Annotated in this window: 21 protein-coding genes; 7 read left to right on the top strand and 14 right to left on the bottom strand. The window is 52.0% G+C overall.

Going from position 1 to position 18,634, the window contains the following annotated elements; translation table 11 throughout:
• The first annotated feature begins 55 nt into the window (after window positions 1-55).
• Window positions 56-2,020, top strand: coding sequence for a protein meaA (locus tag GN278_05705; GenBank protein ID XAT60359.1), 1,965 nt, complete (start codon window positions 56-58; stop codon window positions 2,018-2,020).
• A gap of 92 nt (window positions 2,021-2,112) precedes the next feature.
• Here GN278_05705 and GN278_05700 read toward each other — a convergent pair whose 3' ends face one another.
• Window positions 2,113-2,964, bottom strand: coding sequence for a LysR family transcriptional regulator (locus GN278_05700; GenBank protein XAT60358.1), 852 nt, complete (start codon window positions 2,962-2,964; stop codon window positions 2,113-2,115).
• A 107-nt stretch (window positions 2,965-3,071) separates the two neighbouring features.
• Here GN278_05700 and GN278_05695 point away from each other — a divergent pair, with 107 nt between their 5' ends.
• The 4 genes from GN278_05695 to GN278_05680 all read left to right on the top strand — a co-directional run bounded on the left by GN278_05695 (window position 3,072) and on the right by GN278_05680 (window position 5,927).
• On the top strand, window positions 3,072-3,293 hold the full coding sequence (locus GN278_05695) for a DUF1127 domain-containing protein (protein ID XAT60357.1): 222 nt from the start codon (window positions 3,072-3,074) through the stop codon (window positions 3,291-3,293).
• Between the two features lie 124 nt (window positions 3,294-3,417).
• Window positions 3,418-3,852, top strand: coding sequence for a GNAT family N-acetyltransferase (locus GN278_05690; protein XAT60356.1), 435 nt, complete (start codon window positions 3,418-3,420; stop codon window positions 3,850-3,852).
• 9 nt (window positions 3,853-3,861) lie between these two features.
• On the top strand, window positions 3,862-4,566 hold the full coding sequence (gene deoD / locus GN278_05685) for a purine-nucleoside phosphorylase (GenBank protein XAT60355.1): 705 nt from the start codon (window positions 3,862-3,864) through the stop codon (window positions 4,564-4,566).
• 32 nt (window positions 4,567-4,598) lie between these two features.
• The gene (locus GN278_05680; protein XAT60354.1) at window positions 4,599-5,927 is read left to right on the top strand and encodes an aminotransferase class I/II-fold pyridoxal phosphate-dependent enzyme; all 1,329 of its coding nucleotides are present in this window, start codon (window positions 4,599-4,601) and stop codon (window positions 5,925-5,927) included.
• Here the strand turns inward: GN278_05680 and GN278_05675 are convergent.
• The 12 genes from GN278_05675 to GN278_05620 form a co-directional block, all read right to left on the bottom strand.
• The gene (locus GN278_05675; protein XAT60353.1) at window positions 5,924-6,781 is read right to left on the bottom strand and encodes a DUF1989 domain-containing protein; all 858 of its coding nucleotides are present in this window, start codon (window positions 6,779-6,781) and stop codon (window positions 5,924-5,926) included. The two genes, GN278_05680 and GN278_05675, sit on opposite strands and share 4 nt — an antisense overlap.
• 136 nt (window positions 6,782-6,917) lie before the next feature.
• Window positions 6,918-7,523 (bottom strand): hypothetical protein, encoded by a 606-nt coding sequence (locus GN278_05670; protein XAT60352.1) that lies wholly within the window; start codon window positions 7,521-7,523, stop codon window positions 6,918-6,920.
• An 80-nt stretch (window positions 7,524-7,603) separates the two neighbouring features.
• A complete protein-coding gene (gene sdhB / locus GN278_05665; protein XAT60351.1) occupies window positions 7,604-8,383 on the bottom strand; it encodes a succinate dehydrogenase iron-sulfur subunit in 780 nt (259 codons plus the stop codon).
• 4 nt (window positions 8,384-8,387) lie between these two features.
• Window positions 8,388-9,257 (bottom strand): hypothetical protein, encoded by an 870-nt coding sequence (locus GN278_05660; GenBank protein ID XAT60350.1) that lies wholly within the window; start codon window positions 9,255-9,257, stop codon window positions 8,388-8,390.
• A 15-nt stretch (window positions 9,258-9,272) separates the two neighbouring features.
• The gene (locus GN278_05655) at window positions 9,273-11,075 is read right to left on the bottom strand and encodes a succinate dehydrogenase flavoprotein subunit (protein XAT60349.1); all 1,803 of its coding nucleotides are present in this window, start codon (window positions 11,073-11,075) and stop codon (window positions 9,273-9,275) included.
• 13 nt (window positions 11,076-11,088) lie between these two features.
• Window positions 11,089-11,460 carry a succinate dehydrogenase, hydrophobic membrane anchor protein gene (gene sdhD, locus GN278_05650; protein XAT60348.1) on the bottom strand — a complete coding sequence of 124 codons (372 nt, stop codon included), beginning with the start codon at window positions 11,458-11,460 and terminating at the stop codon, window positions 11,089-11,091.
• Between the two features lie 10 nt (window positions 11,461-11,470).
• Window positions 11,471-11,854, bottom strand: coding sequence for a succinate dehydrogenase, cytochrome b556 subunit (gene sdhC, locus GN278_05645; GenBank protein XAT60347.1), 384 nt, complete (start codon window positions 11,852-11,854; stop codon window positions 11,471-11,473).
• Window positions 11,855-12,019: 165 nt separating this feature from the next.
• On the bottom strand, window positions 12,020-12,730 hold the full coding sequence (locus GN278_05640) for a hypothetical protein (protein ID XAT60346.1): 711 nt from the start codon (window positions 12,728-12,730) through the stop codon (window positions 12,020-12,022).
• Between the two features lie 13 nt (window positions 12,731-12,743).
• Window positions 12,744-13,778 (bottom strand): hypothetical protein, encoded by a 1,035-nt coding sequence (locus tag GN278_05635; GenBank protein ID XAT60345.1) that lies wholly within the window; start codon window positions 13,776-13,778, stop codon window positions 12,744-12,746.
• Window positions 13,779-13,985, bottom strand: a complete 207-nt coding sequence (locus GN278_05630; protein ID XAT60344.1) for a DUF1737 domain-containing protein — start codon at window positions 13,983-13,985, stop codon at window positions 13,779-13,781.
• A complete protein-coding gene (locus tag GN278_05625) occupies window positions 13,982-14,533 on the bottom strand; it encodes a hypothetical protein (protein XAT60343.1) in 552 nt (183 codons plus the stop codon). The genes GN278_05630 and GN278_05625 overlap by 4 nt, the downstream gene beginning before the upstream one ends.
• A gap of 3 nt (window positions 14,534-14,536) precedes the next feature.
• Window positions 14,537-15,397, bottom strand: a complete 861-nt coding sequence (locus tag GN278_05620) for a CoA ester lyase (protein ID XAT60342.1) — start codon at window positions 15,395-15,397, stop codon at window positions 14,537-14,539.
• Between the two features lie 74 nt (window positions 15,398-15,471).
• On the opposite strand from GN278_05620, the gene GN278_05615 reads away from it, so the two are divergent.
• Complete coding sequence (locus GN278_05615) at window positions 15,472-16,353, top strand: FkbM family methyltransferase (GenBank protein XAT60341.1); 882 nt, start codon at window positions 15,472-15,474, stop codon at window positions 16,351-16,353.
• A 209-nt stretch (window positions 16,354-16,562) separates the two neighbouring features.
• Here GN278_05615 and GN278_05610 read toward each other — a convergent pair whose 3' ends face one another.
• Window positions 16,563-17,339 (bottom strand): TSUP family transporter, encoded by a 777-nt coding sequence (locus GN278_05610; GenBank protein ID XAT60340.1) that lies wholly within the window; start codon window positions 17,337-17,339, stop codon window positions 16,563-16,565.
• A 140-nt stretch (window positions 17,340-17,479) separates the two neighbouring features.
• On the opposite strand from GN278_05610, the gene mdh reads away from it, so the two are divergent.
• The gene (gene mdh, locus GN278_05605; protein ID XAT60339.1) at window positions 17,480-18,442 is read left to right on the top strand and encodes a malate dehydrogenase; all 963 of its coding nucleotides are present in this window, start codon (window positions 17,480-17,482) and stop codon (window positions 18,440-18,442) included.
• Window positions 18,443-18,634: the final 192 nt, after the last annotated feature.

Below are 18,634 nucleotides of genomic sequence, written 5' to 3'. Positions count from 1 at the left end.
TCTCATATGTATTTATTTAGCTAATAATATTACCGAAAAGAATCCTGAGGCTCCAATGTCTAACACCCTAAAAACCCGCCCTTGGTTAATTCGAACCTATTCAGGTCATTCCACGGCCGAGGCTTCTAATGCGCTTTACAGATCAAACTTGCAAAAAGGTCAGACCGGCCTATCCGTTGCCTTTGATCTACCAACGCAAACGGGATATGACAGCGATCATATATTAGCCCAAGGCGAGGTCGGAAAAGTTGGTGTTCCAATTTGTCACTTGGGGGATATGCGCAGCCTGTTCGACCAGATACCGCTGGAAAAAATGAACACGTCGATGACGATTAATGCCACAGCGCCATGGCTTCTTGCGCTTTATATTGCAGTGGCCGAAGAACAAGGCGCAGAGGTGAAAAACCTGCAAGGTACTGTGCAGAATGACATTATTAAAGAATACCTTTCAAGAGGCACTTACATATGCCCACCGAAGCCCTCCCTAAAGTTGATTTCCGATGTGGCGCAATATTGCTTTACCCATGTGCCTAAGTGGAACCCGATGAATGTCTGTTCCTATCATTTGCAGGAAGCCGGCGCGACCCCGGAACAGGAACTGGCCTTTGCTCTGGCCACGGCAACCGCAGTGCTAGATGAACTTCGTCCAAAAGTACCAAAAGAAGACTTTCCACGCATGGTGGGCCGCATTTCATTTTTCGTAAACGCAGGCATAAGGTTTGTCACCGAGATGTGCAAAATGCGCGCATTTGTAGAGCTTTGGGATGAAATCTGTGCAACCCGCTACGGCGTTTCTGATCCCAAATTCAGACGGTTCCGCTATGGGGTTCAGGTCAATTCACTGGGGCTGACCGAACAGCAACCGGAAAATAATGTCTACCGCATTTTAATTGAAATGCTGGCGGTTACGCTGTCGAAAAATGCCCGCGCGCGCGCGGTTCAACTGCCCGCCTGGAACGAAGCGCTGGGCCTGCCGCGCCCTTGGGATCAACAATGGTCCATGCGGATGCAGCAAATCATGGCCTATGAAACCGATCTTTTGGAGTATGAGGACCTGTTCGATGGCAATCCTGTGGTCGCGGCGAAAGTCGAAAAACTGAAGACCGATGCGCTGCATGAACTGGCAACCCTTGACGGCATGGGCGGAACCATCAGCGCGATTGAGTATATGAAGGCGCGACTGGTCGACAGCAATGCCGAACGGTTGAATAAAATTGAGAAAAATCAGACCACTGTGGTTGGGGTCAATAAATTCACCACGGGCGAGCCATCGCCTTTGACCTCGGGCGATGGAGGCATAATGGTGGTGGATCCGGCGGTGGAGAAACAGCAGATTGACCAGCTAAATGAATGGCGCGCCGCGCGCGATCAGGGCGCGGTTGAGGCCGCGCTGAAGCAATTACGCGCAGCCGCACAGGCTGGCGAGAATGTGATGCCCGCCTCGATTGCGGCGGCCAAAGCAGGCGCCACAACCGGCGAATGGGCGGCGCAAATGCGCATGGTTTTTGGCGATTATCGTGGCCCAACCGGAGTGTCGCGCGCGGTATCCAACAAGACCGAAGGCTTGGAAGAGCTGCGCGAAGCAGTTGACAAAATCAGTGATCGACTTGGTCGGCGTCTGAAATTTCTTGTGGGAAAACCGGGGCTTGACGGCCATTCCAACGGCGCTGAACAGATTGCATTTCGGGCACGGGACTGCGGGATGGACATCGCCTATGAAGGGATACGCCTGACCCCAGAGCAAATTGTTGCCTCAGCCATAGAAGAGCGCCCCCATGTGATTGGCCTGTCGATCCTATCGGGCAGCCATCTGCCGCTTATGGAGGATCTTATAGATAAACTGGGCGCAGCTGGGCTTGGGGATATCCCGGTTATTATAGGCGGCATCATTCCCGACACTGATGCCAAGGCCCTGCGAAAAATTGGCGTGGCCAAGGTGTATACACCCAAAGATTTCGACCTAAACACGATTATGACCGATATTGTAACGCTCTGTGACCCAGTTGCTCCTGCCGCCTGATACATCGTTCATTTCGACCATCGGCATCACGTCGGTATTGCGGCAGTTTCGCGGTGGTGCGATTTACCCTGTGAAAACCTCAGAACTCGCCCCTAACTCACTCCAGCAAAGCTAACCCGAATGATCTCTTTCAAACGTTGCGCGAACTCGGTTTTCTGCACCGGCCCATAGATATTCACAAGGCTGGTGCCAAGATCAGGCAATTGTCCATTGGGCTCGATCAGCTCAAGATGCGGCGGGTGATGCCCTTCTAGCCGTGTCAGCACAGCCAAATCAGCACTGGCACTGGCCTCGGCGGCAATTTCGGACTCAGATGTCACAACATCGGTCCAAGCAATACCAGCTTGGTCTAAAGCGGCAAAGCCAACAGATCTGAAATTACAGGACTGGCAGGATGCGAACGGCAAGGGTCGCTGCTGCCATGCTTTGCCCTGCGGCGCTCCGATCCAGCGCAGCGCAGCCTCTTTTAAGGTTTCTCCTCCCGCATCCAAACCCTGCTCGGTGGTCAGTATAATATCAATTTCGCCCTTTCTAAATTCATCCTTCAACGCAGCAGTAAAGGATGAAATCAGTTGCACCTTTACTTGGGGAAATTCAGCGTTAAACCGCTTTAGGACGTTTGGGATATGTGGAAAAACAATATCGGTTGGAACCCCTAAGGCAATGGCGCCAACATGGGTACGATCCGTCATGCGCAAAAAGACTTCATCATTCAGCTCAACCATGCGCTTGGCAAAGCCAAGCAATTGCTCGCCGGCCGGTGTGATCACCAATTTACGCCCGGCCCGCTGCAAAACCTCGACCGCCAACAGCTCTTCAAGCCGCTTTAGCTGCATTGAAACCGCCGACTGGGTTAGGTTTAATATCCCTGCGGCCTGCGTAACGCCGCCGGTTTCAACAACGGTCACAAAGGAACGCAATATGGTTAAATCCAAATTTCTCATATCAACTTTCCTTATGTATAAAATCACATTAATTCATTTTTATGATACATCTTTAAGTGATATGACAGCAATAGAAATATTCCAACTTCAACTTAAGGACTTTTTTTATGGCTATTTCACTTAGAGCAACGCGGTTCGCGCCACAGTTTAAAATTTCGATTTCAACGATTTTACACAATGTTCTCAACCGGATTAAAATGCAGCGTAGCCGTCATAGGCTCAGCCAGCTAGATGCAAAAGCATTGCGCGATATTGGCCTTTCACAGGCAACGGCCCAAGGCGAGGCAGATAAACCGATTTGGGATGCCCCTGATCATTGGCTTAAATAAAGCCCCGAATGCAATAGGGTTTTGGCCGTCGCCCTGATTGGGTTATTTTTCTGTGCCCTACCCCTCTGGCGCAGCACATATTTGTTAGGTTAACCTCTGTCCAAAGCTACGAGGAAACCCGCGCATGAACATTCGCTCTTTGACCGCTACAGACTATCCACAATGGCAAAGGCTGTGGCAGGCCTATCTCGCATTTTATCACGCCACTGTGGCCGAAGCGGTCTATGAAACCACCTTTGCGCGCCTGACCTCGGCCGATCACCCCCAGCAAAACGCACGGGTGGCCGAGATCGGCGGCACGCTGCAGGGATTGGTGCATTACATTTATCATCCGCACAACTGGCACCAAAATGACGTGATTTATCTGCAAGACCTTTATACCGATCCTACCCAACGCGGTGAGGGCATCGGCCGCGCCTTGATTGAGGAAGTTTATAAAGTTGCAGATGACAGCGGCGCGCCATCGGTATATTGGCTTACCCAAGACGACAATCACCAAGCGCGGCGGCTTTATGATAACATCGCCACGCTGACACCATTTATAAAATACCAACGATAGAGGCCAAAAATGACCATCCATATTGGTGCACAGCCCAAAGACATTGCAGATATCGTTCTGCTGCCCGGTGATCCATACCGCGCCAAATGGGCAGCGGAAACCTTTCTTGATGCCCCGAAACTTGTCAATGAGGTGCGCGGCATGCTGGGCTTTACCGGCACATACAAAGGCGCGCCGGTCACCATCCACGGATCCGGCATGGGCATGCCTTCGCTGTCGATCTATGCCAATGAACTGATCCGTGATTATGGCGCCAAAACGCTGATCCGCATCGGCTCTTGCGGCGGCATGCAGCCCCATGTGAAGCTGCGCGACATCATCATTGCCATGACCGCCAGCAGCCTTTCGACCCCCTCAAGTGGTCTTTTCAAAGAGTTTAACTTTGCCCCCTGCGCCGATTACGACCTGCTCTCGGCGGCGGTCGCCGAGGCCCAAGGCAAAGATGTCGGGCTGCATGTGGGCGGAATATACTCATCGGATGTGTTTTACGACGAGCGCCCCGATCTGAATGAACAGATGGTGCGCCACGGCATCCTTGGGGTCGAAATGGAAGCCGCCGAGCTTTACAATCTGGCAGCCCGCTACGGGGTACGGGCCTTGGCTGTGCTGACCGTATCGGATCATTTGCAAACCGGTGAAGCCTTGCCATCGGATCAGCGCGAAAAAAGCTTTGGCGATATGGTCGAGATCGCGCTCAACGCAGCGCTGGCTTAAATCAACATTCGGTGCAATAAAAAGGTACCACTATGACAAGTTTTCTGTCCCCCCGGGGCTGGGTGCCTGCGCCCTGCGACGCACTGGCAAACCGGATAGCAACCGAAACCGCCGCCAATTCCAGCGTGGATATTGCCGCACGGCTTGAGGCCTTAGCCCAACAGAACCGGCAAATCCACGAACGTGATTGCTTTAATTTAAATCCGGCCACCAATGTGATGAACCCGCGCGCCGAGGCGCTGCTTGCTGCGGGCATGGGCAGCCGCCCGTCACTGGGCTACCCCGGAGACAAATACGAAATGGGTCTAGAAGCCATTGAAGAGATAGAGGTTATCGCCGCCGCCTTGGCCGCCGAGGTCTTTGGGGCTAAATACGCCGAAATTCGCGTGCCATCGGGCGCGATTGCAAATCTTTACGGCTTTATGGCGCTGTGCCAACCGGGCGATAGCATCGTTGTGCCGCCCGCAAGCATTGGCGGTCATGTCACCCACCACAGCGCCGGATGCGCCGGCCTTTATGGGCTGGATATCCACCACGCCCCGATTGACAGCGATGGCTATAGCGTTGATCTGGCGGGGTTGCAGCAGCTGGTCCAAGAGGTACGCCCAAAACTGATCACTATTGGCGGTAGCCTTAACTTACTGCCCCATCCGGTCGCCGATATCCGCGCTATTGCCGATGAGGTGGGGGCAGCTGTGCTGTTTGATGCGGCGCATCAATGCGGCATCATCGCAGGCCGCGCCTGGGAAAACCCGCTTGATCAGGGCGCGCATGTGATGACCATGAGCACCTATAAATCCCTTGGCGGGCCGCCATCAGGGGTAATTGTCACGAATTCGGCTGAAATTGCCCAGCGACTTGACAGCATAGCCTTTCCGGGCATGACGGCCAACTTTGATGCTGCGAAATCGGCTGCCTTGGCCATGAGCCTGCTGGATTGGCGTGATTTCGGCGCCGCCTATGCGGAAAAAATGATCACCGTGGCCCAGCATCTTGCCCAAGCACTGAGCGCCGAAGGACTGACGCTGTTCACCACCAAGGACGGAGCCACCTGCTCGCATCAATTTGCCCTAAAAGCGGCTGCTTTTGGCGGTGGTCAGACGGCCTCAAAAACCCTGCGAAAAGCCGGATTTCTGGCCTGCGGCATCGGATTGCCATTGCCTGAGGTAGCCGGAGATATGAACGGGCTGCGGATCGGCACGCCCGAGCTGGTGCGCTGGGGCGTTGCCGAAACTCACTGCGCCGAGCTCGCGCGCCTGATCGCTTTGGCGCTGCGCTCAAATGCGCCTGAAGATTTGGCATCCGAGGTGGCGCATTTCAGATCAGAGTTTTCCAAGCTTCATTATATCCACAACTCCTAGCGCCCGTGGCTGCCATCATAAGGGCTGTCCAGCGGGCTGTGCCAATTGGCAAGCGCGGCAGGATCGCTGGTAAAGACTTCAACCAACAAAGGAAAGCATTCGGCCACATCGCTTGAGTGCTGTGCCGAGCAATCCCCGCCCGGGCAGGCGCTGAGCGCACCCAACAGATCGGTTTCGGCAAAAAATTCTAGATAATCACCGGGCCGCACCGGGCTGGCTTTCATGAAATATTGCCCAGTATCGCGGGTAAATCCGGTGCACATAAACACATTCAGCACATCATGCACATGGGCCTCGGCCTCTTTAAGCGGTACATCAAGATGATCGGCCAGCGCCCGGGTCAGGTTGGAATGACAGCAGTGGTGATAAAGATCGCCCTCTGACAGCAAAGCATGGGTGTAAGGGTCGCATCGGGTGCCAATCACATCATGCACCGAGCCGCCAAATTCATCGATGCCGTACCAATCCAGCGTGTCTTTGATAATCGTCGCCAAGGGTCTTAGATGCGGAAAGGCTGACCACATCCGATCACCAGTGGTTAAATGCGTGCCATGCAGCGCGCGGGTTTTACCGGAATAAAACCGCTCGCTTAGGTTATGGGCATTCCACAGGTTTAGATCGCCCACTTGCGGGCCTTCGATGCTTGAGATGCGGAAAAACCCGCCCCGCGGCACATTAAACGTGGCCGCCTCACGCGGCGGCACCAAAACCGCTTCGCTTGGCTTAGCGGCTGCTCGCAGCTCCCTATAAAAGGCCAAATCAGGTTGCGGCAGGCGTTGTGTGGGATAACAGATCACCGGCGCCACAGCTTTGCGGCTAGCGGCATCTTTTGGAGTTAGATTGGTTTCGCTCATTGTTCACCTATAGGGCTGCGCCTTTGATCTTTGGATACGCGCTTTGCCCAGGCCGGTAAAGGTTTTGCAACACAGAACCATTATGAAATGCGCAAGTTGCGCCCCAATATTAGGACGACTACTTACTCAGCGTTGGTTATTCTTCTTCTTGGCGATTGGCTTTAAAACCACCGGCAAAGAGCGCTGCGTCGGATTGTCCTTGAAAAGCGCCCTGCGCATATTCACTCGAAAGCTTGCCTGTCAGCGCACCAGACATGCCGCGAAATTCAACGCTGCCATCAAAGTCTGACCCCGAAATACCGGCATCGACGAATAAATCCGAATTGCCCCCTGTGAGCGTTTGGGCATCAAGATTGGCCAGCAACTCAAATGTGCCATTATAGCGCTCGACATCTGGCGCGCCCTGAGATTGCTTGCGCAGCACGCCAAGCGCGTATTGCCCGTTGAACTTTATCTTTCCCCCAGCGGGTAGATCAGGCGGGGGTGTCCAATGGCCAAGCGCTGAATAGGCCGCCCATGCATTGCCTTGCAGGCCCAAAACATAGGAAAATCCGAGCCCATCTTCATCTATGTAGACACCGCTTGTCTTATGGCTCAGCTCAACATCAACCGCGCCACTGGCATCCGCTGTGGCTGTGCCCGAGCCAGCAAAAGCAGAGGGCAGAAGGGCGGGTGAAGATCCACTTTGCCCTGAACAGGCAGCGCAGAGCATAAACGCGGATATTACGGCACGTACCGACACGTCCCAACACCTCTCGCATGGGAACTTTCCCCATTGCTAGGCGGAAAGATGTTAAGACTTGGTAAATAAGGCCGGTTTGGTTAGACCGTCCGCTCGACCATCATCTTTTTAATCTCGGCAATAGCTTTTGCTGGATTAAGCCCCTTGGGGCAGGTTTTGGAGCAATTCATAATCGTATGGCAACGATAAAGCTTGAAAGGATCTTCAAGCTCATCAAGCCGCTCGCCGGTGGCCTCATCGCGCGAATCTATAATCCAGCGATAGGCGTGCAGCAGCGCCGCCGGCCCCAGATATCGATCCCCATTCCACCAATAGGACGGACATGATGTCGAGCAAGACGCGCACATCACACATTCATAAAGCCCGTCAAGCTTTTTGCGATCATCGATGGATTGCCTCCACTCTTTGGCCGGGCGGTTGGTTTTGGTTTCAAGCCAAGGCATGATGCTGGCGTGCTGGGCATAAAAATGCGTCAGATCGGGAATAAGGTCTTTGACCACCGGCATGTGCGGCAGCGGGTAGATTTTCACATCGCCTTTAATCTCATCCATGCCGTAAATACAGGCCAGCGTGTTAATGCCATCAATATTCATTGCGCAAGAGCCGCAGATGCCCTCTCGGCACGACCGGCGAAAGGTCAGGGTCGGATCAATTTCGTTTTTGATCTTGATCAACGCATCCAGAACCATCGGCCCGCAGGTGTCCATATCAACGAAATAGGTATCAACCCGCGGATTTTCGCCATCATCGGGCGACCAGCGGTAAATGCTAAATTTTCGCAGGTTGGTGGCACCGTCCGGCTTTGGCCAGGTTTTACCCCTGCGGATGCGGGAATTTTTCGGAAGCGTCAATTGTACCATTTCATCACCTACTCAGTTGCGCGTCTGCGGCGTCATCGATTGCAGACGGGTCGTCCATTGGGTCGGGTAAATTAAAGGGCACCGGATCAACCGGTAGCCTATCCACCCATTTGGTATCTGTTTCATAACCCAGCTCAATCAAGGCATTTCCAAACTCTTGGGCATAAATTTTTCCAACCGCCTGCGGCAACTCGTTTTGCCAGCGCCGCGCGGCCCCGGAAAAAACATGGCTGCGCACCTGCTGCGGTCGGTCCTCAAAGGTTTTAAACGAACCAAAAAGGCTCGTCTGCCATACGACGGCCAGTGCGTCTTTTGTGGCTTTTTCGTCCAAATTCCAATGCTGAAAGGCCGAACGCATCTCATCCTGTTCGGTGTCATTGATCAGCGTCTCGTAGCGCAGTTCGTAATTAGAGCGATGGCCTTTTGGAAACTGCAGCATTTCGGCAAGTGTCAACGCATGTTTTTCACGCATTTCAAACAGTAACTTATCTTCGTAGCTTTCGATATCGCACAAATGGGCTTGATAGGTTTTACCGCCGAGATCTGCGCGCGGTGTATGCAGGAAAGCCTCGCCTTTTTTGGGGGCGACATGATGATATTGGCATCCGGACAGCAGCACATCACGTGGATCACGGGTCAGATGCAGCACTGCAAAATCTTTGCGCTCCCACAGATCGAAAGGCAGCCAACCGTTCCAATTCACCAAAAAGGCAGGTCCTGATTTGGGGATATTTGCGCGTTGCTTGTCGGACCATACGCCAACAATCGGATAGCCCAAAAGCCGCTTTAGACCCGCCACCACCTGCTGCATCCAGACCGTGCCGCATTTATGGTGGGTCACTAGACCCAATAGCCGGATATCAGCCTCTACCATCACGCGCCTTTACAATTAAAATGTGCGAACCTTTGGGGCTATTCTTTCTAACGGTATTCCACCTTGTGCTTCATCCGTGAGACGCTCCATAATTACAGACCTGTAGGACAGATTAATATTGTGCCCCATGACAGATGCCAAAGAGTGTTTACGCCAACTTTCATCATCTCGTTCTTTAAAGTCCTCATGAGCGTGTGCTCCACGGCTTTCTTTGCGTGCCTCTGCAGCAGCAATAGTCGACAACGCATTGGGCAACAAATTCGTTAACTCAAGCGTTTCCATGAGATCGCTGTTCCAGACCATTGAAGTATCTGTCACTTTAAGGTCATCTTCCTTTTTGGCTATGGATTTCATTTTCTCAAGCCCATGTGCGAGGGTATCTTTTGCTCTAAAAACTGCTGCGTCTGATTGCATCGTCTTTTGCATTTCAAGGCGTAAATCTGCTGTTGGTGTTTTGCCTTTCGAATACCGAAGACCATCAAAACGCCCAAAAACTTTGTCAATTTGGTTATTGTCTAATGACATTGATGGCGCTTTGCGATCCACTACGCTACCCGCTCTGATAGCCGAGGCACGTCCAAAAACAACGAGGTCAATCAATGAATTTGAACCAAGACGATTGGCACCATGAACTGACGCACACCCCGCCTCACCTACGGCCATAAGTCCAGGCACAACTTTATTCTGGTCTTCTGGCGTTGGGTCCAAAACCTCGCCCCAATAATTGGTTGGAATTCCACCCATATTGTAATGCACAGTTGGCAAAACGGGGATTGGTTCCTTGGTAAGATCAACGCCTGCGAAAATTTTTGCACTTTCAGAAATCCCAGGCAAACGCTCAGCCAAAGCGTCAGGCGGTAAATGAGACAGGTTCAGGTGAATATGATCGCCCTCGGCGCCCACGCCGCGGCCTTCGCGGATTTCCATTGTCATACATCGACTTACATAGTCTCGAGGCGCCAAATCCTTATAGTTCGGCGCATAACGCTCCATAAACCGCTCTCCTTCGGAATTTGTCAGGTATCCACCCTCGCCGCGTGCACCTTCTGTTATTAAACAACCGGATCCATAAATCCCAGTTGGATGAAATTGGACAAATTCCATATCTTGAAGCGGTAATCCGGCCCGCGCCACCATGCCGCCGCCATCGCCAGTGCAAGTATGCGCTGAAGTGGCACTGAAATAAGCACGCCCGTAGCCACCAGTAGCCAAAACAACCATTTTGGCATTAAAAACGTGCATCGTGCCATCGTCTAGTTTCCAACACACAACACCTTGGCAAATACCATCTTCGGTCATGATGAGATCAATAGCAAAATATTCAATATAGAATTCCGCGTTATTCTTTAACGACTGACCGTAAAGCGTATGGAGAATAGCATGACCTGTTCGATCTGCTGCAGCACATGTTCTTTGAACTGCCGGTCCCTCTCCAAAATCAGTCGTATGCCCACCAAAGGGCCGCTGATAGATTTTGCCTTCTTCGGTCCGAGAAAACGGAACACCATAGTGCTCGAGCTCATAAACAGCTTTTGGAGCTTCGCGGGCAAGGTATTCCATCGCATCAGTATCACCGAGCCAATCTGAGCCTTTCACAGTATCATACATGTGCCACTGCCAATTATCCGGCCCCATATTCGATAAGGAGGCCGCAATACCGCCTTGCGCAGCTACAGTGTGCGAACGTGTCGGAAACACTTTTGTGACGCAAGCAGTGCGCAGGCCTTGTTCTGCCATTCCCAAGGTCGCGCGCAATCCTGCGCCCCCAGCGCCAACAACGACAACGTCATATTCATGGGTTTCATAACTATAGCTCATCGTTTTTGACCTCTCAAAAAGCCATTTTGGCTAGCGCAAACAGCCCCGTGGCCATTGCACCGTAAGACAGGCACGTAAGAGCGATGATGCAAATTTTCTGCAAAATACCGTGCACGTAGTCTTCTATCATAACAGTCGCTCCAGATTTGAAGTGCTCAAATCCCACGATTAGTGTCAATGCGGCAATTATGGCAGGCGCAGGGTGAGCGAAATACGCAACCACTGTGGCATGGTCTTCACCCACAACGGTTCCAAAGGTAAATACAAAAAGCGGTACCAAAATCAGCAGGGCAACCGAGCTAAGCTTCATGGCCCAGAAATGCCCCGTTCCGGTTTTGGCACTGCCCATGCCCACGGCCCGTTTACGATCTGTTAAATAATGCATATCCGGCCCCCTAAAGCACGATAACGGTGAGTGCAGTAAGCACGAAAGATCCAATTACCACCGCCCAGCCCAGCCGATAGGCCACAGGCAGCTCTAGCCCCATGGCGTTGTCCCATATAAGGTGCCGTACGCCCGCCAAAGTGTGATACCAAAGCGCCCAGATTGATCCAAGCATGACCAGTTTACCAAACAGGCTTGTCATGACCCAATTGGCCAGAGCGAAATACTCTGCTGAGGTGGACGCAGCCAACAGCCAATAAACCACCAAAAGCGCGCCTAAAAGCAACGCATTGCCAGTGATCCTGGTGAGGATCGATGTCACCGAGGTCAACTGCGGGCGATAAATCGATAAATGCGGTGACAAGGGACGATTTCCCCGGTTCACATCAGCCATGAACGAACCCTTTCCTTACGGTTTGGCAAAATACCAAAGACTTGGCATTTAATCGGCTACATAAAAGGTTATACCTGTTAAGCGGCGAAACCACCCAAGTGTCAACCAATCTAGGGCGAATATCCACAAAAAACCACTTTGTGATCACATGGTTTTCCTTCGTGATCACAAATTCTCATACTGGCTGCGCAGATAGGCCTCAAATTCAGAGCAGATGGTAATAAGGACGTTCGCGGGGTCATAAAATGCATTGGCTTCTCCACAGCTTACCAGCTCTACAGAAACTGGCTCGGGAAAGCGAAACAACGTATTAAAATAGATTATTTCATCAATCAGCACATCCGCCATCAAGCCATCGGGAAAATCTATCAGCTCCATCTCATGCGAAAGGTCAGCCAGATCGTCTAGCACGAGTGTCCAACTTTCATACGCCAGTTCATATTCTTCCTGACAGGTCTCAGCCCGATCTTCTGGCAGGCCTAGCTCAGCCGCCAAATCCTCGCGCTCGGCTGGATTGCCGCCATAAAATAAGCATATCAGATTAAAGTACCGCTGCTCGTCGGGGCCGTGCACATCCCAATAGGCTGGTTCATCCACATTCTGGGCTTCCGCATAAAACCCAAACGCAGCGTCCCTTACGGTGTTTTGTGCAGATTGCTCCTCATAAATTTCATCGATCAGCAGCGCAGATAAAACATCTGCTGCGTCTTCTTCTTGGCCAAAAATCGGCAAACGCATCAAATCAATCACCGCGTGACCAATCTCGTGATATAAAATCGACACGACATTTGACGCTACAAAGGCATCAGAAGGCTCTTTTGCGCAGAGCGGGCCACTGCCCAAAACAAGCGCCAAAACCAAAACTTTTAAACGCATCACACAACACCCTTTAGCTGGGTACAAGCGCCCAGTAATCAAGATCTAAAAGAACGTCTGAATGATATTTTCCTTCTGCAGTTTTGTAAACAAATTCTGCAGAGTTGCCTTGTACCGCCACTAACCGCAATCGCAGAGCGGCCACACCGGGCGCATTGGTTTCCGTCCGGTCAAGCACTTCGGACCACACCTTGATGGTTGTTCCGCTATAGCATGGGTTGGCATGGGTGCCAGCGTTCAGCGCAACAATCATTTGCGCATTGGCCAAGCCGTTAAACGACAGGGCCCGCGCCATTGAAATCACATGGCCGCCGTAAATAAGCCGCCGACCATCCTCTCGCAACGTGCTGTCAAAATGCACTTTCGAGGTATTCTGCCACAGGCGCGTGGCCATCATATGTTCGGCCTCTTCAACTGTGACACCGTCCACATGGTCAATTTTTTCGCCAATTTGATAGTCCCGCCAGCGGTGGGCTTCGCCTGCCTGTACAAAGTCGTAGCCGGAAAAATCCAAGCCCTGCGGTACCACCAAATCGCTGGCGGCCACAGAAGCCACCAGATCAGGCACCACCGGCGCCGGTGCAGCCGCACCGGGATCGCGTTTGCGCACCATCACCCAGCGGACATATTCAAGCACAGCTTCGCCGCGCTGGTTTTGCCCCCGTGTGCGCACATAGACCACGCCGGTTTTGCCGTTTGAGTTTTGCTTAAGCCCGATCACTTCTGAGGAAGAGCGCAAGGTATCACCGGCATAAACGGGCTGTAGCCAGCGGCCTTCGGCATAACCCAAATTTGCCACCGCGTTGAGTGAAATATCCGGAACGGTTTTGCCAAACACCACATGAAAGGCCGCCAGGTCATCTAGCGGCGCCGCAGACAAGCCACAGGCGCGGGCAAATTCATCCGAGGAATAGAGCGCATGGCGCGCCGGATAAAGCGCATGATAAAGCGCACGCTCCCCTGCACCAACGGTGCGCGGTACAGCGTGCACGATCACCTCTCCGATGTGATAATCTTCAAAAAATCGCCCAGGGTTGGTTTTCGCCACTTACTGCTCTCCTAGCTTCATATCGGGATGGTAAGCGGCCGAGATATCTTTAACCACCGCCTGCCCGCACCTCATTTTTCCGCTTGCTGCATCAAACGCATAGGTCGGCGCCCCATAAAGCGACCACCCTTTTGACAATGCCAGCGACACCTTATGACAGAAGGCGGATGTGTCCTCTTCGGTAAGTAAGCGGTAAAGCGTGCTCATCCACGCGCACCCAGAGGCCAAACCCCCAGCCCCCAGTGAACCAATACAATCACGCCAAAGGCAACGACCGAAGTGACTAGAAATTGCCAATCACGGCCAGCGGCGGTGAAATCGGGCGGTGTCCATTCTTCTGCGCGGTTGATCTTAATCACAGTCCACAGCGCCCAGGCAAACATGCTGCCAAACAGGATAATGGATGCCAAATCGCCGTTGACCAGCAAATGCGCCACCGCCCATGTTTTCACTGCGGTCAGCATAGGATGGCGCATTTTTCCGCTCATCCGGCCCTTGGTTGTAGACATTGCAAACAACACAACCGCCAAAACCATCAGCAGGTTGTTCACATGGGTTAAAAAGGCCGGCGGCGTCCAAATCGCGATAAAATCTGCACTGCGATACCCGATGATGATCAGTATTAAACCCGCCAAAATGCCGATCGCAACCGGGCCTTTGCCTTTTTCGCCCATCGCTTCGCGGCGCTCTGGTGCAATGCGTTTGAGCCCATGCGCCGCAATCCATAGCGCAATACCTAAAACCAATAATAGCATATTCTACTCCATTTTTAGCTCGGCAATTGACTTTGCCTTTTTCAATAGCTGTTTTGCCCCTTCAGCATGCAGATTTTCAACAATATTTCCATCCACAACTGCAACACCCTGTCCCGCGCGTTGAATTTCATCAAAGGCTGCGATCTGCCGGCGTGCCAAATCAAGTTCGGCCTCAGAGGGTGCAAAGACCTGATTTGCCACCTCGACTTGTGTGGGGTGGATGAGTGTTTTGCCATCAAAACCAAGCGCCTTGCCCTGCATGCACTCGGCGGTTAGCCCCTCTTGATCTTTAAACCGATTATATACACCGTCGATCACCGCGCAGCCCGCTGCGCGCGCTGCCATCACCATCGCCTGCAAGCCAAACTGCAATGCCGCGCGATTATTATCCGGCGCGCAGCCCAGCTCTTTGGCCAGATCATTCGTGCCAGCTACCATGCCCTGCAAACGTGGGTGATCGGCAATCTCGGCGGCATTGAGAACCCCGCGTGCGGTTTCAATCATCGCCCAAAGTGGAATATCACTTTTGAGAAGCGCAGCGGCGGCCTCTAAATCCGCAGCACTGTTCACTTTGGGTAGCAAAATCGCATCAGCCCCAGCGGCCTGCAACGCGGAAATATCATTTTCACCCCAAGGAGTGTCCAACCCATTCACGCGCAAAAGTTTTAACCGCTTGCCATATCCACCCTGAGGCAGTTGCTGCGCAAGCAACGCGCGGGCGGCGTCTTTGGCATCCGGCGTCACGGCATCTTCAAGATCAAAGATCAACGCATCAGCGGGCAGTGATTTGGCTTTCTCAAGTACCCGCTCTTTTGACGCAGGTATGTAAAGGACCGATCGGTAGGGACAAATATCTTGGAACATTTAGCGCCTTTCGAAATATTATTTCGCTTTATGGCACATTTTTTTATGAAAAATTCAAGGGCATTCTTGCTGCGATGCGGAAAATAGTACTAGAAATCTGTGTGGATACTAATTTCAAAAGCTGTTATTTGATTGGCTCACTTACCAAATTCAAACAAGACTTTTCCTATAATTTTTTTTCGAGGAAATCGATGGATACCGATATTTCAAAACAAATGGATGAAGTAATACGCCTTTTGAGAGAGATCCTGTACAGGCAGCGGGTCGCTACTCTTTTAGAAAAAAACGTGTTTCGCTTTAACTTCAATGGTCAGACCATCCACTTATCGCTGCCAGATGCGCAGGACGATTACATTCAAAAAGTCATCCTTCAGACAAGTTGCTTCTTCGAAGCTGCATTGCTCTCGCAGATCGCGAAAATGGGCTTGATTGGTCGCGATACAGTGGTCTGTGATATCGGGGCAAACATCGGTAACCACTCGGTGTATTTTGGACGCGTCCTTGGCGCACAGACAGTTGTATCCTGTGAGCCGCAACCCCATGTTTATAGCACGCTTCAACGCAATCTTGAACTTAACGAATTGCCCACCGATAATGCCTTTAACGTCATGCTTGGCAAAAATTCGGGCCGCGGAGAGGTCGAACATTTTAATGCTAGGAATCACGGGGCCACAATGTTGAAAGCCAGTGATGAAGGCCAGTTTGAAATGATGACCTTGGATGCCTTGACTGCCCCCTATGGCGCAGTTGGGTTTCTAAAGCTGGATGTCGAGGGCTTTGAGGCATCGGTGCTTGACGGCGCAGAGCGGGTGCTTTCAAAAGACCGCCCCCCAATTTGGGTAGAGCTTGCGCACGGAGAGGAAAATATAAATGCAACACGGGCCATACTAGAAGCAAACAACTATAAAGAACATGTGCAACTAGCTAAATATGACTTTGTATTCTTACCTAAGTAGTTGGTTGAAGCCTTCACCAAAATTATAAAACGAGAGTTTGAAACGGACAGCTAAGGCGATAGCCTCTTTCACGCGCGACCCTTGGCCCTTACCCGATGGATATTTGCGGCCCGTATATCACAGTGGCCCACTTCAAACTGTATATTTTGCAAAAGGCAGGCCGTTTGCAGACTGGCATTTGAACCCTGTTTTTGCTGCGTTGCAGAAAATTAGATCAAAGCCACCCAGATTAGCCGGAGTCCAGTGGCCATCAAAAGCAGATAGGTCAGGCCAAAAAACAATTTCTCGGGGATAAGCCCATGGCCTTTTACGCCGATCCAGACACCTAAGACCGCAAAAGGCGCCAGCATCAGGTCAAGCTTTAGGCTTTCCAGCGTGAACAGCCCCAGAAATGTATAGGGAATTGCTTTGGCGATATTTATGGCCCAGAAAACAATCACTGTCGTCGCCTGATATTCAGTTTTAGATGGCCTCAGTGACAGTAAATAAACCGCAGCTGGCGGCCCCCCGGCATGGCTGACAAAACTGGTAAAGCCAGCGGCCACACCGGACAAAAGCCCGGCCCATGCAGGGAGTTTTTTCAAACCCGCTTTGATCAACCCGCGACTGTTTGCCATCTGCCAGATAACAAAAAGCACGCTGATCACCCCAATCAATAAGCGCAGCGCATCCGCATTGGCCAAGCTATAGAACCAAGCGCCAAGCGCTACGCCCGGCAATCCACCAAGAACAAGATAGAGCGATTCGCGCGGCATCCATTGGCGCCAGTACGGGCGTAAACTGGTGATATCCATCAACATGAGCAATGGCAGCATGATGCCTATCGCTTCGCCCGGATCAATAACAGTCGCAAGAATCGCTGCCCCCGCAAAGGCGGCACCAGAGCCGAATCCCCCTTTGGAAATTCCCGCAAAAACAACTGCCGCTGCGGCAATAATAAAAAAAACCATATCGGGCAATGGGTCGATCCAACCTGTCAATTTCATTTATTGTGTTAGATTTTAAGCATGATCTTTGCAATGCTTTAGGCAAAGCATCCGTTTCGCCGCATTGCAGCACTCTTGCCTAATGCGCCGGAAAAGACTAGGCCATGGCGCAGTTTATTAACGGAGCGGAGAGAAATTTCATGGCCAGAGCAAAAATTGCGCTGATCGGCGCAGGACAGATAGGCGGCACCCTTGCCCATCTTGCAGCAATCAAGGAACTGGGCGACGTGGTCTTGTTCGATATTGCCGAGGGCATCCCTGAGGGCAAATCACTCGATATTGCGGAATCTGGTCCATCCGAAGGTTTTGATGCCAACCTCAAAGGCACGCAATCCTATGCCGATATTGCCGGAGCAGATGTTTGCATCGTCACCGCAGGGGTTGCGCGCAAGCCGGGGATGAGCCGCGATGATCTGCTCGGCATTAACCTCAAAGTGATGAAATCCGTTGGCGAAGGTATCCGCGATCACGCCCCCGATGCTTTCGTGATTTGCATCACCAACCCGCTGGACGCCATGGTCTGGGCGCTGCGCGAATTTTCCGGACTGCCCCACCATAAAGTCTGCGGCATGGCTGGCGTGCTCGATAGTGCACGCTTCCGGCATTTCCTCAGCCTTGAGTTTGAAGTGTCGATGAAAGATGTGACCGCCTTTGTTTTGGGCGGGCATGGCGACACTATGGTACCGCTGGCGCGTTATTCTACCGTAGCCGGCATTCCGCTGCCCGATCTGGTGGATATGGGGTGGACCACGCAGGAAAAACTTGATGCGATTATCCAGCGCACCCGGGACGGCGGCGCAGAAATCGTTGGGCTGTTGAAAACAGGATCGGCTTACTATGCCCCTGCAACCTCGGCGATCGAAATGGCAGAAGCATACCTTAAGGATCAAAAGCGCCTGCTGCCCTGCGCGGCGCGCTGCAAAGGTGAATTTGGCCTGAAAGATATGTATGTTGGCGTTCCAACCATTATCGGGGCTGGCGGGATCGAGAAAATTGTCGATATCAAATTGACCAAAGATGAACAGGCGATGTTCGATAAATCGGTTGAGGCTGTCAAAGGTTTGGTGAACGCCTGTAAAGGCATTGATGCCAGTTTAGGCTAAAACGTAACAACTCCGAGGTGGGTTTGCAGCCCAGCAGGAGCGGTTATAACCCTGTTAATAATTTTTGTGATCACAGTTTTATAGGTGTGATCACAAAACTCATAAAATCAATCATATTGTCGTCTTTCTGGCAAATTTAACTTATATTTCCAACTTAGAAGCGCATAAACCTGTCCAACATAATAAAATGGG

The organism is Rhodobacteraceae bacterium Araon29 (assembly GCA_039640505.1).
GTDB lineage: Bacteria > Pseudomonadota > Alphaproteobacteria > Rhodobacterales > Rhodobacteraceae > CABZJG01.
This window is presented reverse-complemented; position numbering and strand designations above follow the sequence as displayed.